At 36.2% G+C, this 12131-nt stretch carries 26 protein-coding genes and 8 pseudogenes; 19 read left to right on the forward strand and 15 right to left on the reverse strand.

What is annotated here, in order from left to right; all coding sequences use genetic code 11:
* From QW060_RS24650 to QW060_RS24675, 6 genes and pseudogenes are all read right to left on the reverse strand, one after another.
* Nucleotides 1-447, reverse strand: a pseudogene (locus QW060_RS24650) (hypothetical protein); the annotation flags it as partial.
* A 130-nt stretch (nucleotides 448-577) separates the two neighbouring features.
* A complete protein-coding gene (locus QW060_RS24655) occupies nucleotides 578-883 on the reverse strand; it encodes a hypothetical protein (RefSeq protein WP_290365348.1) in 306 nt (101 codons plus the stop codon).
* Nucleotides 880-1335 carry a hypothetical protein gene (locus QW060_RS24660; protein ID WP_290365349.1) on the reverse strand — a complete coding sequence of 152 codons (456 nt, stop codon included), beginning with the start codon at nucleotides 1333-1335 and terminating at the stop codon, nucleotides 880-882. Before QW060_RS24660 ends, QW060_RS24655 begins: the two co-directional genes overlap by 4 nt.
* Nucleotides 1332-1481, reverse strand: coding sequence for a sigma factor-like helix-turn-helix DNA-binding protein (locus QW060_RS24665; RefSeq protein ID WP_317623245.1), 150 nt, complete (start codon nucleotides 1479-1481; stop codon nucleotides 1332-1334). Before QW060_RS24665 ends, QW060_RS24660 begins: the two co-directional genes overlap by 4 nt.
* Nucleotides 1445-1582 carry a hypothetical protein gene (locus tag QW060_RS24670; RefSeq protein ID WP_290365350.1) on the reverse strand — a complete coding sequence of 46 codons (138 nt, stop codon included), beginning with the start codon at nucleotides 1580-1582 and terminating at the stop codon, nucleotides 1445-1447. Before QW060_RS24670 ends, QW060_RS24665 begins: the two co-directional genes overlap by 37 nt.
* Nucleotides 1533-1868, reverse strand: coding sequence for an RNA polymerase sigma factor (locus tag QW060_RS24675; RefSeq protein ID WP_290365351.1), 336 nt, complete (start codon nucleotides 1866-1868; stop codon nucleotides 1533-1535). Before QW060_RS24675 ends, QW060_RS24670 begins: the two co-directional genes overlap by 50 nt.
* 103 nt (nucleotides 1869-1971) lie before the next feature.
* Here QW060_RS24675 and QW060_RS24680 point away from each other — a divergent pair, with 103 nt between their 5' ends.
* Complete coding sequence (locus QW060_RS24680; protein ID WP_290365352.1) at nucleotides 1972-2094, forward strand: hypothetical protein; 123 nt, start codon at nucleotides 1972-1974, stop codon at nucleotides 2092-2094.
* Here the strand turns inward: QW060_RS24680 and QW060_RS24685 are convergent.
* Nucleotides 2091-2588: a DUF4840 domain-containing protein gene (locus QW060_RS24685; protein ID WP_290365353.1), complete on the reverse strand. Its 498-nt coding sequence runs from the start codon at nucleotides 2586-2588 to the stop codon at nucleotides 2091-2093. The two genes, QW060_RS24680 and QW060_RS24685, sit on opposite strands and share 4 nt — an antisense overlap.
* A 295-nt stretch (nucleotides 2589-2883) precedes the next feature.
* Here QW060_RS24685 and QW060_RS28725 point away from each other — a divergent pair.
* From QW060_RS28725 to QW060_RS24715, 7 genes and pseudogenes are all read left to right on the forward strand, one after another.
* Nucleotides 2884-2937, forward strand: a pseudogene (locus tag QW060_RS28725) (hypothetical protein); the annotation flags it as partial.
* A 10-nt stretch (nucleotides 2938-2947) separates the two neighbouring features.
* Nucleotides 2948-3052 (forward strand): TetR family transcriptional regulator, encoded by a 105-nt coding sequence (locus tag QW060_RS24690; RefSeq protein WP_290365354.1) that lies wholly within the window; start codon nucleotides 2948-2950, stop codon nucleotides 3050-3052.
* Nucleotides 3015-3221, forward strand: a complete 207-nt coding sequence (locus QW060_RS24695; RefSeq protein ID WP_290365355.1) for a hypothetical protein — start codon at nucleotides 3015-3017, stop codon at nucleotides 3219-3221. Before QW060_RS24690 ends, QW060_RS24695 begins: the two co-directional genes overlap by 38 nt.
* 78 nt (nucleotides 3222-3299) lie before the next feature.
* Nucleotides 3300-3500, forward strand: coding sequence for a hypothetical protein (locus tag QW060_RS24700; protein WP_290365356.1), 201 nt, complete (start codon nucleotides 3300-3302; stop codon nucleotides 3498-3500).
* Nucleotides 3490-3870 (forward strand): hypothetical protein, encoded by a 381-nt coding sequence (locus tag QW060_RS24705; protein ID WP_290365357.1) that lies wholly within the window; start codon nucleotides 3490-3492, stop codon nucleotides 3868-3870. Before QW060_RS24700 ends, QW060_RS24705 begins: the two co-directional genes overlap by 11 nt.
* Nucleotides 3863-4138 (forward strand): TolC family protein, encoded by a 276-nt coding sequence (locus tag QW060_RS24710; protein WP_290365368.1) that lies wholly within the window; start codon nucleotides 3863-3865, stop codon nucleotides 4136-4138. The genes QW060_RS24705 and QW060_RS24710 overlap by 8 nt, the downstream gene beginning before the upstream one ends.
* A 156-nt stretch (nucleotides 4139-4294) precedes the next feature.
* Nucleotides 4295-4438 (forward strand): hypothetical protein, encoded by a 144-nt coding sequence (locus QW060_RS24715; protein ID WP_290365358.1) that lies wholly within the window; start codon nucleotides 4295-4297, stop codon nucleotides 4436-4438.
* On the opposite strand, the gene QW060_RS24720 is transcribed toward QW060_RS24715, so the two are convergent.
* Nucleotides 4428-4616 carry a hypothetical protein gene (locus QW060_RS24720; RefSeq protein ID WP_290365359.1) on the reverse strand — a complete coding sequence of 63 codons (189 nt, stop codon included), beginning with the start codon at nucleotides 4614-4616 and terminating at the stop codon, nucleotides 4428-4430. The two genes, QW060_RS24715 and QW060_RS24720, sit on opposite strands and share 11 nt — an antisense overlap.
* Here QW060_RS24720 and QW060_RS28730 point away from each other — a divergent pair.
* On the forward strand, nucleotides 4607-4795 hold the full coding sequence (locus QW060_RS28730) for a hypothetical protein (RefSeq protein WP_397386135.1): 189 nt from the start codon (nucleotides 4607-4609) through the stop codon (nucleotides 4793-4795). The genes QW060_RS24720 and QW060_RS28730 overlap by 10 nt on opposite strands.
* Before the next feature lie 115 nt (nucleotides 4796-4910).
* Here the strand turns inward: QW060_RS28730 and QW060_RS24725 are convergent.
* Nucleotides 4911-5522: pseudogene (locus QW060_RS24725) on the reverse strand (DnaA N-terminal domain-containing protein); the annotation flags it as partial.
* A gap of 182 nt (nucleotides 5523-5704) precedes the next feature.
* On the opposite strand from QW060_RS24725, the pseudogene QW060_RS24730 reads away from it, so the two are divergent.
* Nucleotides 5705-6104 (forward strand): annotated as a pseudogene (locus QW060_RS24730) (acyl-CoA thioesterase).
* A gap of 87 nt (nucleotides 6105-6191) precedes the next feature.
* Here the strand turns inward: QW060_RS24730 and QW060_RS24735 are convergent.
* Nucleotides 6192-6383, reverse strand: coding sequence for a hypothetical protein (locus tag QW060_RS24735; protein ID WP_290365360.1), 192 nt, complete (start codon nucleotides 6381-6383; stop codon nucleotides 6192-6194).
* Here QW060_RS24735 and QW060_RS24740 point away from each other — a divergent pair.
* On the forward strand, nucleotides 6363-6914 hold the full coding sequence (locus QW060_RS24740; RefSeq protein ID WP_290365361.1) for a hypothetical protein: 552 nt from the start codon (nucleotides 6363-6365) through the stop codon (nucleotides 6912-6914). The genes QW060_RS24735 and QW060_RS24740 overlap by 21 nt on opposite strands.
* Here the strand turns inward: QW060_RS24740 and QW060_RS24745 are convergent.
* The 3 genes and pseudogenes from QW060_RS24745 to QW060_RS28215 form a co-directional block, all read right to left on the reverse strand.
* Nucleotides 6896-7511: pseudogene (locus tag QW060_RS24745) on the reverse strand (IMPACT family protein). The gene QW060_RS24740 and the pseudogene QW060_RS24745 overlap by 19 nt on opposite strands.
* Nucleotide 7512: 1 nt before the next feature.
* Nucleotides 7513-7989: pseudogene (locus tag QW060_RS28735) on the reverse strand (RibD family protein).
* Nucleotides 7923-8129 (reverse strand): hypothetical protein, encoded by a 207-nt coding sequence (locus tag QW060_RS28215; protein WP_317623242.1) that lies wholly within the window; start codon nucleotides 8127-8129, stop codon nucleotides 7923-7925. Before QW060_RS28215 ends, QW060_RS28735 begins: the two are co-directional and overlap by 67 nt.
* 59 nt (nucleotides 8130-8188) lie before the next feature.
* Between QW060_RS28215 and QW060_RS28220 the strand changes: the two genes are divergently transcribed.
* Nucleotides 8189-8311 (forward strand): hypothetical protein, encoded by a 123-nt coding sequence (locus QW060_RS28220; protein WP_317623243.1) that lies wholly within the window; start codon nucleotides 8189-8191, stop codon nucleotides 8309-8311.
* A gap of 58 nt (nucleotides 8312-8369) precedes the next feature.
* Here the strand turns inward: QW060_RS28220 and QW060_RS28225 are convergent, their stop codons facing one another.
* On the reverse strand, nucleotides 8370-8552 hold the full coding sequence (locus tag QW060_RS28225; protein ID WP_317623244.1) for a hypothetical protein: 183 nt from the start codon (nucleotides 8550-8552) through the stop codon (nucleotides 8370-8372).
* Nucleotides 8553-8694: 142 nt separating this feature from the next.
* Between QW060_RS28225 and QW060_RS24755 the strand changes: the two genes are divergently transcribed.
* The 5 genes from QW060_RS24755 (at nucleotide 8695) to QW060_RS24775 (ending at nucleotide 10260) form a co-directional block, all read left to right on the forward strand.
* A complete protein-coding gene (locus QW060_RS24755) occupies nucleotides 8695-9237 on the forward strand; it encodes a N5-glutamine methyltransferase family protein (RefSeq protein WP_450091488.1) in 543 nt (180 codons plus the stop codon).
* Nucleotides 9234-9362: a hypothetical protein gene (locus QW060_RS24760; RefSeq protein WP_290365362.1), complete on the forward strand. Its 129-nt coding sequence runs from the start codon at nucleotides 9234-9236 to the stop codon at nucleotides 9360-9362. Before QW060_RS24755 ends, QW060_RS24760 begins: the two co-directional genes overlap by 4 nt.
* A gap of 191 nt (nucleotides 9363-9553) precedes the next feature.
* Nucleotides 9554-9724, forward strand: a complete 171-nt coding sequence (locus QW060_RS24765) for a hypothetical protein (protein WP_290365363.1) — start codon at nucleotides 9554-9556, stop codon at nucleotides 9722-9724.
* A 101-nt stretch (nucleotides 9725-9825) separates the two neighbouring features.
* Nucleotides 9826-9984 (forward strand): hypothetical protein, encoded by a 159-nt coding sequence (locus QW060_RS24770; RefSeq protein WP_290365364.1) that lies wholly within the window; start codon nucleotides 9826-9828, stop codon nucleotides 9982-9984.
* An 84-nt stretch (nucleotides 9985-10068) separates the two neighbouring features.
* Complete coding sequence (locus tag QW060_RS24775; RefSeq protein ID WP_290365365.1) at nucleotides 10069-10260, forward strand: hypothetical protein; 192 nt, start codon at nucleotides 10069-10071, stop codon at nucleotides 10258-10260.
* Here QW060_RS24775 and QW060_RS24780 read toward each other — a convergent pair.
* Nucleotides 10251-11485, reverse strand: a pseudogene (locus QW060_RS24780) (ABC transporter permease). The gene QW060_RS24775 and the pseudogene QW060_RS24780 sit on opposite strands and share 10 nt — an antisense overlap.
* Between QW060_RS24780 and QW060_RS24785 the strand changes: the two are divergent.
* Nucleotides 11424-11570: a hypothetical protein gene (locus QW060_RS24785; RefSeq protein WP_290365366.1), complete on the forward strand. Its 147-nt coding sequence runs from the start codon at nucleotides 11424-11426 to the stop codon at nucleotides 11568-11570. The pseudogene QW060_RS24780 and the gene QW060_RS24785 sit on opposite strands and share 62 nt — an antisense overlap.
* Nucleotides 11571-11648: 78 nt before the next feature.
* Nucleotides 11649-12131, forward strand: a pseudogene (locus QW060_RS24790) (ATP phosphoribosyltransferase regulatory subunit); the annotation flags it as partial.

The raw sequence follows: 12131 nt of genomic DNA on the forward strand, positions 1-12131 counted from the left end.
ATTCAGAGGCTTGTCCTTATAAATCGTATAAACAGTACTTTTATCATCAAAATGATAACGGATACCGGGCTCAAAATAGATTCCTACATGATCGGTAATACTATAGTTCACCCCTAATCCTGCATTAAGAAAGTTTGTATCGTTTTTGATCTGATCTTTCTCAAGAGTACTTTCCTGTAAAACACTATCCACAATATAATCTGTTTTCAGAGTACCGTAAACCACTTTTTCAACAGAACACCCATATTGGCATAGGTTGTCAAACGTCCCGCACTCCATATAGTATAAATCAGCTGAAGCGGAAACACCTATATAGTGAAGCCTGCTGTCGGCTGTTATACCTGTAAGCAGCACTTCCAGATACAAATCAGATGAAAGTTTGGTATAAGTAATACCCGAATTAACCGCCCAACTATTTCCTAAAGGATAATATAGGGAAACACCCATGCGTACAGGTGTTTTATGACGAATTTTCGTCTCTACCTGTTTTCCTGATTACCTACAATGATATTGTTTAGCGGATCTTCTGTATAATTACCCTCTGAATCAACAGTTGCATCCATAGGATCTCCGTTCATCATAGCATATCCGCTGACTTGCTGAGTAGAATTAGACGAAAATTGTCCGACAAAAGCCCTAAACTCCATTTTTTTTGCGGAGTACGTAAAACTGAATCTTCCGTCATCAGTGATTGTTTTTCATCAGAAAAAGTAGTGATAACCAAATCTTCTGTCCCATTGTTTCCATTTTGTATCATCTTCGTCTCATGACCTGCGATCTGCTGATCTGACGTGTCCTGCGACGGGTTATCTGATTTTTCATCAGGTAGTGGTTCTATTACTTCTCTCTTCCCATACACATAATCAAACGTTGGATTGTTCATCTGGATATTGAGAATAATGTGTTGATCCGATCTTTGATTTGTTTATAATGACATCTTTTTTTGCGGTATTGTTTTCGTAAGAGCAGATTCCGATGTAGGATTGATGAGCTCATATTCACCTGTCTCAGGCAATTTTTTTTCAGGCTGTATCTGAGAATCTGTAATAGTTGAATGTATGACTGTTGTTTGTTTGTTGTTTGTATAAAATGTAAAACCGCAGTAATCAAAACAACTACTGACGCTGCAACACGGATGATCTGTTTTCTTTTTTGGCGCTTTTTAAAACGCTTCTCCTCTTTACTTTTACCGTTGAGTTCAGAAAGTAATGGAATTATTTTTGCTTCTTTTTTAGAAAAAAGTTCCTGATCAATAGCATTCCATAAATGTTCAGGAGAGGTCTCTTTATACCCTTCCATCTTCTTCTTCAAATCATCTAACCATCTCTCTTTCATAAAATATCTTTTTTTAACTGTCTGTAAGAATTAATTTTTTGCATCAGTATCTTTTTAGCTCTGTGAAATTGAGAAGCAGAAGAATTTTCTGCAATGGCAAGCAGTTTTGCTATTTCTTTATGACTTTTTTGTTCAAATACATACAGATTAAAAACCGTTCTGTATCCATCCGGAGAGAGAGTATCATCTCAAGGATATCAGATTCGGGGATATCCATCAAATCCGGATTTTCTTTCCTCTTCCTCATTGGGCAGATTTTCAGGAGTGTTTACTTTTTCAAATTTTGAAATACTTTTGAGCTGTTGGAGCGACTCATTGATTACTATGCGTGTACTCCACGCTTTCAATGCGCCTTTCCCTTTATATTGAAAAGTATCTATCGCATGAAACATCTTTACAAAACTATTCTGCAACACATCTCTAACATCTTCAGGTTCTTTGATATAACGCATACAAACATAAGTAAGACCTGCGGAGTAGGAATCATAAAATTCCTTCCATGCTGCTCGGTCTTTCGAAAACAGGCGTTGCACCAGTTGTTGTTCGGTTTATATTTTCAGAGATCATTTAGGTATTGAAGATCTTAACTGGTATTACATTAGAATAATAATTTAGCTAAAAACAGGCTGTACTTTTGTGATACAACCGTTTGTTTTTACTGATTTGTTTACTATTTTTTCAAAAAGTTTGGAAAACTGTATTTTACAGCAGTATATGGAGTTACTGCCGCGCCATCAGAAGTTATTTTATCTGCGTTAAATCAAACTTAAGGGTTTTCTGCTTTTAAAACACCTTTTTGCGGGCTCGAAAAAAGTAACCACTACATTTTTAGTAGCCCCATCAACCGGAACCTTAATTTCAAGTGTTTTAGGCGCAAATGTTAATTCAATTGCTGTTTTAGCTTTATTCAAAGCAGGCGTATAATTAAGTTCATACTTCACCTTTCCAATCGTTTTTAAAGCAGCTTCTGCTTTTGCAGCATCCTTTACCACAGACCTTACAATCTCTTTTACAGGAAGTTCATCAAATGTAATAACATTTTTATTAGCTGTAAAGGAAATAGTCGCTTCATTTTTTGCAGTACCCTGAGTTGTTGTAACTTTACCGCTGTAAATACCATTTACATCATCTGTTTTAACAGGAACAGGTGTTCCATCATCTTTGTTATCACAAGAAGTGAGTGAAAGCCCTAAAAGAGCAAACATTATTAACAAACTTTTGTATCCTACATTTGTTTTCATCTTATTTTTCATTTTTAAATTGATTTTTACTTAGATTTTCTTTGAGTACTCACTTATATAAATCCGGTTTTTTTCAAAATCTTGCATCAAAAAGAAAAAAAACATACACTTTCACATAAAAAACACCTAAACAACTGAAATTCAAACAATAAAAAAACAAAATAACGCATTACATTTTGCGGAAAAAACCCTCTACAAACACGCTTGGCCTATAAGAATAAAAAATTAAAAAAAAACAAATTTAAACAATTGTTTAAATTAAACGTTTGTTTTAAATTTGTACTATCAAATTATTATTCAACTGAGCATGAACGAAAAGCAAATAGAAATATTAGAAGCAGCAGAAGTACTATTCTCCACGAAAGGCTTTGATGGCACATCAGTTCGCGACATTGCAAAAAGCGGCAAATGTAAATGTAGCCATGATCTCCTATTATTTTGGATCAAAAGATAAACTCCTCGAAACTCTGTTTTGAAGATCGTATTTCAGGCTTTAAAATGAAAACCGATGCCATATACAATAAAAACATTTCCTCTTTCGAGCGCTTAGAAATACTTATTGATACATATATAAAAGCAATGAATACCAATGCCGGACTGTATCAGATCCTTGCAGTAGAAGGTACTATTAAAAAGCGATTATAATATCTCCTGCATTTACCGATCTCAAAAAATTCAATCTTGAAGTCATTGGAAATGTCATAAACAAAGGAATAGAAGAAGGTGTTTTTAACAAAAAACACAACCCTATTCCTGATTCATGCTACCATGATGGGTACATTTATGAACTTTCAGATGAACCGGTCTTTTTTACAGCATGTATTGGAATTTCACACAGAAGAGGAATACCTCAGCTATATCGAAAACGAACTAACAGATCATATTCACAAAACAATAAAAGCGCTTTTAACCTATGAAGAATAAAGCAGCGTGGCTGGGTACATGGCTCGTATTCGGAACTTTTTCTCTGTTTGCTCAGGAAAAAGTAAATCTGAACATTAACGAAGTCATAGAACTGGCAACTACGCAAAGTAAAGAAGCCAAAGCAACCGACACCAAAATCATGAGTCGGAAACTGGAACGCGATGCAGCGAAAAGTAATGTATTGCCGGATGCCAAAATTAGCGGACAATATCTGATGATGTCAACTCCGGATGTCAACATCAAAATTCCGATCAACAGAGAAGGCGGAGCGCCAGACATCAGTACGCATCAGCTCATGTTGGGTCAGGCAAGTGTGACCATGCCCTCTCTATGCCGGCGGAAAAATCAGAAATGGTATTCACCTGGCTGAAAATGCCGTACAGGCAGAAGAATTTAATGCTCTGAACACCAAAGATCAATTGGCAGCACAGGCGATAAAGCTCTATGTAACATTATACAAAGCACAGCAAACCGTAGTGCTGATGGAAGAAAACATCAGACGTGCCACACGTCAGGTAGAGGATTTCAAAGCTATGGAAGCAAACGGATTACTGGCACGAAATGATTTATTGAAAGGAGAACTGCAACTCTCCAATTACAAAGTAGCCCTGCAGGAAGCAAATAAAAACGTGAATTAGTCAACTACCAACTCGTCAATTTACATCCAGTTGCCGGAAGATACCAAAATAGGATCCATCACCTTTGCGCTGACAGCAGTATAAAGCAAACATCAGATTATGAGGTAGCTATAGAAAACCGCAACGATTTAAAAAGCACTGGAAAGCCAGCATCAGATGGCAATTGATCAGGTAAACATATCCAAAGCCTCATATCTTCCCAGCATTGCTTTATCCGGAGGCTATACCGCTTTTGGACTACAGGATGTCATAACAGTAAAAAAACGCCATGATATTGGAGTTGGTCTGTCTATGATTTAGGCTCATTATACAAAAACAAACGCAATGTAAACATTTGCCAAAAACCGTGTCGTTGAAATAGAAGAACAACAGGCATCATGAACGATCGAGTAAAAATACAGGTACAGCAAGCCAACGAAAATATATATTCTGGCTCAGGAACAACAAAAAGTATATGAGCAGGCTGTAATTCAGGCAACAGAAAACTACCGCATTGTCAAAGACAAATACGACAACGGAGTAGCTGATACAGATGATTTACTGGAAGCAGATGTACAGCAGCTGCAAAGTAAAATCAATCAGGCAATTTCAAAAGCCAATATTATCGAAAAACAATACGATGTTATTAGCAAACGGTCAATTATAATTACTAAATAGTCTCAAACAAAAATGGAAGATATCAATAACAATCCGTCAGAAGTAAAAAATCCTTCTAACAAAAAATTCATCGCTGCCCTTATTGCTCTGGTGCTTATCGGAGGTACTTATGGTACTTGATCTCTACTCCGATTGCATGCGCTAAGTGAGTTTTCCCAGACCCACACCTCCGTAGATCATTAAAGGATTAAAAGCAGTTCCTCCGGGTTTGTTGGCAACTGCCATACCTGCACTACGACCTAAGCGATTCGATTCCCCCTCCAGAAAATATATCAAAGCTGTAGTTGGAATTGAGTTGTGATTCTATTTTTACGTTGCGGATACCCGGAATCACAAAAGGATTTTTGATTTCCGGATTTTTTGTTTGTATGGGTACGTCGAGCTCCTGAGTCTTTTACAGGTTCACGCTGACTGCTTGGTAGTTGTTCCGTAAAAGGCTGCTTGTTGCCCTGCGTATTTTCCATACGAATCTTATAAAGAAGCCGGGCATTATGTCCCAGTTCCTTTATCAAAGCTGATTTTTAATATCTTTACATAATGTTCTTCCAGCCATTCATAAAAAAAACTTACTGGGTACCTGAATATACAATGCATTTTCTGTAGTCAGTTCAATTGCAACAATCGGTTCAAACCATGTTTTGAAAGCTTGCTCATCTATATTGTCTTTTATGAATTGAAGACAACGAGTCCATACAGATTCTGCAGTTTTATTCGTATAATCAAGCATTTTTTTGTGAATATTATTTTGTTAATTTGGTCATGAAAGAAAAATAGATAATTCTCTTCTTTTAGTATGACAAATATGTGAACAAAATTTGTTTAAAAAAAACTATTTGCTGTTTGATTTTTAAAAAAAAAATTGTAAGTAATATTTAATTCAATATCAACCTAAAAATAAGATAAAAAATAATGAAAAAATTCGATGTCAGTCTGCGTGTTCGTTATGCAGAAACCGATCAGATGGGAGTAGTGTATCACGGAAATTATGCACAGTATTTTGAAATAGGAAGAGTGGAATGGCTTAGAAATCAAGGTGTTTCCTATAAGTGGATGGAAGAAAATGGTATCATGCTGCCTGTAGTTTCTTTGAGTATGGATTATAAAAAACCTGCCCGGTATGATGACCTTGCTTACCATCACAACCATCTTTAAAAAACAGTCTTCTGTGAAGATAGAATTTGACATGAAATACATAATGAAAAAGGGAGTTGTTAACAACCGGATACTCCATGTGGTCTTTGTTGATATGAAAACAGGCCGTCCGGTAGCACCACCGGATTATATTCTGGATAAGCTGAAAAACATCTGAATTGGACCCTATGTTTAACTAAATGTTAATACGTGTTTTGATTCGCGTAAGAAAATGTATTTTTACAAGAAAACGTATGAAGCAATTTTATTTTTTACTATTCGTTACTTCGGTTTGTTTTTGGTCAGGATCGGAAGTTGTTAAAGGGGACAGTGAGTACACAGCATGAAATAACTGATCCGGTCGCGTGGTCAATGTTACTTCAGGTGAAGAAGTGTATACGGAAGAAAAGGAGTTATCAGATAAAAGCAAAATTAAATGATTACTGTCTTTTCTCATATAGAGTTTATCGAGCAGAAGATCACTATTTCTGATCCGATATTAAAACGCAACCGACTCGATATTTTTTTATCAAGTAATATGACGGTGCTTAAAGAACTTTATATTGATAAAACAGATACTTTGAATGCTTCTTTAGGGTTTGGTAAAATGGATATGACACCAGCTGAGAAATCATTATATGCAAGCAATCAGTTTTCTCCCGGAGAAGGAGTTACAGGTGTAAAGCTGGATGGATTGCTAAACCGCCTTTCCGGACGTCACAAAATGCTGAAAAACTGGTTGAAATTAGAGACTAACGAAACTAATGTAAAGAAATTTAAACAGATTTTTCCTGAAGAATATTTACAGGAAGAGCTCAAAATCAAACCTGAAGATTTTAATTTATTCATCTATACAATAGTTGAACAGGAGGGATTTGATATTCATATGGTACAAAAGTCGATTACCTATATCCAGTTTTTACAGGAGCATGCCAGAAATTTAGAAAATCGATGGAATATGAAAACTGATCATTTTTCGTCTTTATAACGGATTTCCACTTCATATACCTGATCAAAAGCATCATGTACAGCTGCTGCTTCCTGTAGACGGACAGCTAATTCAAACTCACAGCTCAGCTCCATTTTTTGGCGTATGAGCTGTATGTGTTTTTTCCTTTATAATGCGCATTACCTTATTCATATTTTTATAATCAAATGAAACGATAAAGTGTACATCTATGGTTTCGTTCCTCAATTTCTGCCACTTCCAGAGCCATTTGTGCTGCTGTTTTATAAGCCTGTACCAGACCGCCAACACCTAATTTTATTCCGCCAAAGTAGCGCACAACCACTACAAGAACGTTGGTGACATCAAAAGACTGAATCTGTCCGTATATAGGCATTCCCGCACTATTATTAGGTTCGCCATCGTCATTGGCACGGAATATATCTGTTGAGTTCCTAATTGAAAAGCATAACACCAGTGGCGTGCTGTGTAATGCTCTTTTTTTAATTTTTCCAACAGTTCTTTTACTTCATCTTCCGTTGTTACCGGATACGCATAACCATAAAACTTACTGTTTTTTTCTTTAAAAAGGATTTCTTCTGAGGCGGTTACCAGTGTTTTATAAGTATCTTTTTCCAAATCAGTTGTTTTTTAGAAGGAGCAGACGGTCTTCTGCAACAGATTCAACAGTCCGGCTTTTATAAGTTCTTATCAAAGGAGCTTTTATACCATTATTAAGTACGATATTGCTTTCAAAAATACGTGCTTCATCCCATATATTAGCTTGAATAAAAGCCTGTAATGTTTGGAGTCCGCCTTCAATGATAATGGATTGAATCTGACGCTTGTAACAAATGTCCATAATCTGCGGTATGACAGCTGTTTCAAAATCTATTTTTCATAGGAAACGGTGTCTATAGGTGTTTCAGATTGCGCGGTAATACAAATGGTTGAAGCGAAATCATCAGTGATAGCATACGCTGAGGAGATTTTTAAATCCCGGTCTATATACATTCTTATGGGTTTCTCTCCCTTTCCAGCTTCTGACGGTCAGAGACGGATTATCATCAATGATGGTTTGTGTTCCCACCAGAATAGCTTGCTCTTCACTTCGCATTTATGAGTGAGTTGTCGGGAATATATATTAGAAATCCAAACGGGTTTGAGTTCTTCTTTATGTAAGGGTGCGATAAAACCATCAGCTGAAGCTGCCCATTTTAAAATTACATACGGACGCTTTTTTTTCGTGGTAAGCAAAAACCTTTTATGAGATTCCCGGCATTGTTCTTCAGAACGCCTAATGTCACTTCTATACCGTGATCCTGAAGTTTTTTGATTCCCTTACCGGAAACTTCAGCAAAAGTATCGATACATCCTATTACTACCCGTGGTATTTTTTTGTGATAATCAAATCGCTACAGGGAGGTGTCTTGCCATGATGACTACAGGGTTCCAATGAAACATACAGAGTAGATTGCTGTAACAACTCCTGATCTTCTACACACTGTTAATGGCGTTGACTTCTGCATGAGCTCCCCCATAAGCAGATGTGAATCCTTCACCAATAATCGTATCTTTGTACACAATAACAGCACCTACCGAAGGGTTAGGCATTGCAGCTGCCAAACCAATCCGGCAAGTTGTAAACAGCGATCCATGTATTTTCGTGTGTGGTGTCATGAGCAGTTTTTTGCAAATTTAAAAGTTTAAAACGAATAGATGAATTTAAAAGACTATAAAACACAATTTATAAATGCTTTACTTACCGTTGTAGAAGAAGAAAGAGGCCAACAGCTTTTTTTATATAGCACTGGATGAGTTGATGCATATGCGCAGGGTAGATCTGGTACTGCAAGAGGTTGTGCTGAGTGCTGAACAGCTTGCGCAATGGCAGGGGGTACTGGAACAATTGCTTACAGAAAAGCCGATACAGTATGTATTTAGTAAAGCTTATTTCTATGGATTGGAATTCTCAGTAAATGAACATACCCTCATACCGAGACCCGAAACGGAAGAACTGGTGGAATGGATTATACATACGGTAAAACAGCAACCTTTAAAGCAATGGCGTATTCTGGATATCGGTACCGGGAGTGGATGCATACCGGTTACACTTGCAAAAAATATTTCCAATGCTGTTGTTACATCTATGGATGTATCTGAAAAAGCATTGGAAGTTGCGAAAGAAATGCAGATCATAATGGCGTATCGGTGCGTTTTTTACATCAGGATGTTCTCAAAACTGTTTCTATCGAAGAATATGATCTTATTGTTTCGAATCCACCGTATGTACGCCATCTTGAAAAAATTGAAATTCAGAAAAATGTCCTGGGATATGAGCCTCATCTCGCTTTGTTTTAGATGATAGTAATCCGTTACTGTTTTATCGTAAGATTACGGAACTGGCAGATGCGTTTCTGGCTCCCTGGCGGACACTTGTTTTTTGAAATCAATCAGTATCTGGCTAATGAAAACATTAGCGCTGTTTGAAAATACACGCTTGAAAACTACTGAACTCAGAAAAGATATGAGAGGAAATGATCGTATGGTTCATGCTGAGAAAAAGTAACAAAAGACGATTTTATCTTAAAACCATAGGGTAGATTTACTAAAATGTATAACAGGTTTGTAGGTATATGCTTTATTAAAAAGTACTTTTGTGATTCATTAAAAAATAAATTATGAAAATAGTATGGGCTGTTTCTGCTTTATTTTTGCTGGTTTCATGCAAAAAAGAGCTTACTCAGAAACAATTAGAAAAAGACTTCGCTACTGAATATTGCGATTGTCTGAGCAAACAATCTGATAAAACTCCTGAACAATTGATAGGAGGGAAACTATTAAATGTGTAGAAGACTTTTTTAAGAAAAGAGAAAAAGATGAGGCTGCTTTCAGAGCGCTTATCGCTACGAAAGGATATGATGCTTCCCTTTCAGAATTCGATAAAGGAAAGTTGTTCGGCAGAGAAATTGTTGTAAATGCAGCAGAAGATTTGGTTAATAACTGTGATATTTATGTAAAATCTCTGAACACGATTAAAGACAATATGAAAAAGCAGATATTGGCACAAGGTGGAGAGAATGAATTATTGCTATTGCTATCGAGAATTTAAAATCTATGGAATCTTCTATTGTTTCTATGGGCAAAACAGATCAGTCTAATTACTATCTGAGTTTGGGAATTTCTGCATGAATTTTTGAACGATACTAAACAGGCAGTTGTTTTCTACGAAAAGTCATTAGCGGCTGACCCGACAACTGAAGCCCGAGCTTATATAAAATGTTGCTTGAGAAAAATAAAAATTCTTTTTAAAAATCATGAGACATCATTACCTGTAAGGTGTGTTATGTCTCATTTTTTATCTGTGAGTTGTCGTATTTATTCATAACGCAAAGCCTCTACCGGATCCAGTTTTGAAGCTTTTATTGCCGGGTATAGGCCGGAAATAATGGCAACTACAAAAGAAGTGATGATAGCAGCTATTATTGCCATCCACGGAATTACAAATGCAAAACCAATGATTTTTGTAAAAATATAACCGGTAAGCAATCCCAGAATCATTCCTACCAATCCACCTAATTGACTGATGACAATAGTTTCTGTAAAAAACTGAAAATAAAATGGTGTTTTTCTTAGCGCCGAGTGATTTGCGGATTCCGATCTCTTTAGTTCGTTCCGTTACAGAAACCAACATAATATTCATAAGAGCAATGGAAGAGCCGAAAATGGTAATAACCCCTATCATCCAGGCAATAGCGGTAAGCATTACCGTCTGATTCTTAAGAGATTCTATTAATCATCACTTCTGCGGATTCCGAAGTTGCTTTCCTGAGACGGATTTAGGCCTCTTATCTGACGCATTTTGAGAGTAGCTTCGTCAATTGTGGTATTGAGCAACTCATTCTGAGTGACCAGTGTCTGTATCTCATAATCAATATTGGCTAAAGTAAAAATACCACGGGCAATATTCAGAGGGATAAAAGCTCTTAAATCCTGCTTATTGCCAAAGATGGATCCTTTTTCTTTTAAAATTCCGATGACTTTGAATTTCGTTCCGCGAATGGATACTATTTTATCAATAGGATTAGTGTCCTTAAAAAGGCCTTTTGCAAAATCAGCTCCTAAAATACAGACAGCATTGTTGTTTTTTACATCGAATTCATTAAACGGTCTTCCGTTTTCAAATTCAAGTCCGCTATTCGTAAAATAATATTCGTCCGCTCCGATAATCGATACTTCCGGATCTGTCTTTTTAGATTCGTATTTTACCTCTGTAGTACTTGATGCTGTGAAAGAAATTGACGTTGTAATATATGATTTATCAAGGCTTTCTTTAAAAGCTTTTGCCTGATTATAATTAATAACCGGATTTATTTTTACATCATTATTTCCTGAACTGATCTGTGATGAATAATCATATCGGCTGATGTTAAAGGTGTTGGCGCCCATTGAGGCGAAATTGCTAAACAAAGTATTTTCCAGTGCGCTAACAGCAGATAAAATACCTACCAACGCCCATATACCAGACGCTATGATAAATACCGCGTAAGTATGGTACGCAATAATTGGCTTCGGATAGCGCCTAATGCAATTTTTGTATTTTCAAAAAGCAGTTTTCAACATATATCTATTGGTAGTTACAGTACTAAAAATGTTACAATAAAATCAAAATTATTTTATTCCGAAAAAATAAAGTAGGATATTTGTTGACCGATCTTTTTATAAGGTTATAAATAAAAATAATAAATAGTTTAAAAATGGCACAAAAAACCAAGTATTCCAAAAGGTACAAGAGATTTTTTCTCCAAATGAAGTAACAAACGTCAGTATATAATTGCTACGATTAAAAAACATTTTGAGCATTTTGGTTTTCAGCCTATCGAAACACCTTCTTTTGAAAATTTAGATACTTTGATGGGTAAATACGGGAAGAAGGTGACCGGTTGATTTTTAAAATATTGAATTCAGGAGATAAAGTAAAGAAAGCCAATATACAGGCACGGGAAGAGAATAATCTGGCACTTTTTTTCTAATTCATTGTCAGAGAAAGCACTTCGGTATGATTTAACAGTTCCTTTTGCCCGTTATGTTGTACAACATCAGAATGAGATTGATTTTCCATTCAGACGCTATCAGATACAACCAGTGTGGCGGGCAGATAATCCTCAAAAAGGAAGATTCAGAGTTTTTATCAGTGTGATGCTGATGTTGTAGGCTCAAAATCTCTTTGGCAGGAAGTAGAACTTATACAACTATACG

The sequence above is a fragment of the Paenimyroides ceti genome, assembly GCF_030409925.1.

Coding starts and splice junctions, on each gene's coding strand:
- QW060_RS24655 (WP_290365348.1), bottom strand. CDS start 883: ATGAACAATCCAACGTTTGATTATGTGTATGGGAAGAGAGAAGTAATA.
- QW060_RS24660 (WP_290365349.1), bottom strand. CDS start 1,335: ATGAAAGAGAGATGGTTAGATGATTTGAAGAAGAAGATGGAAGGGTAT.
- QW060_RS24670 (WP_290365350.1), bottom strand. CDS start 1,582: ATGAGGAAGAGGAAAGAAAATCCGGATTTGATGGATATCCCCGAATCT.
- QW060_RS24685 (WP_290365353.1), bottom strand. CDS start 2,588: ATGAAAAATAAGATGAAAACAAATGTAGGATACAAAAGTTTGTTAATA.
- QW060_RS24690 (WP_290365354.1), top strand. CDS start 2,948: ATGGCACATCAGTTCGCGACATTGCAAAAAGCGGCAAATGTAAATGTA.
- QW060_RS24705 (WP_290365357.1), top strand. CDS start 3,490: ATGAAGAATAAAGCAGCGTGGCTGGGTACATGGCTCGTATTCGGAACT.
- QW060_RS24715 (WP_290365358.1), top strand. CDS start 4,295: ATGGCAATTGATCAGGTAAACATATCCAAAGCCTCATATCTTCCCAGC.
- QW060_RS24740 (WP_290365361.1), top strand. CDS start 6,363: ATGATTACTGTCTTTTCTCATATAGAGTTTATCGAGCAGAAGATCACT.
- QW060_RS24735 (WP_290365360.1), bottom strand. CDS start 6,383: ATGAGAAAAGACAGTAATCATTTAATTTTGCTTTTATCTGATAACTCC.
- QW060_RS28225 (WP_317623244.1), bottom strand. CDS start 8,552: ATGACACCACACACGAAAATACATGGATCGCTGTTTACAACTTGCCGG.
- QW060_RS24755 (WP_450091488.1), top strand. CDS start 8,695: ATGCATATGCGCAGGGTAGATCTGGTACTGCAAGAGGTTGTGCTGAGT.
- QW060_RS24760 (WP_290365362.1), top strand. CDS start 9,234: ATGATAGTAATCCGTTACTGTTTTATCGTAAGATTACGGAACTGGCAG.
- QW060_RS24765 (WP_290365363.1), top strand. CDS start 9,554: ATGAAAATAGTATGGGCTGTTTCTGCTTTATTTTTGCTGGTTTCATGC.
- QW060_RS24785 (WP_290365366.1), top strand. CDS start 11,424: ATGGTACGCAATAATTGGCTTCGGATAGCGCCTAATGCAATTTTTGTA.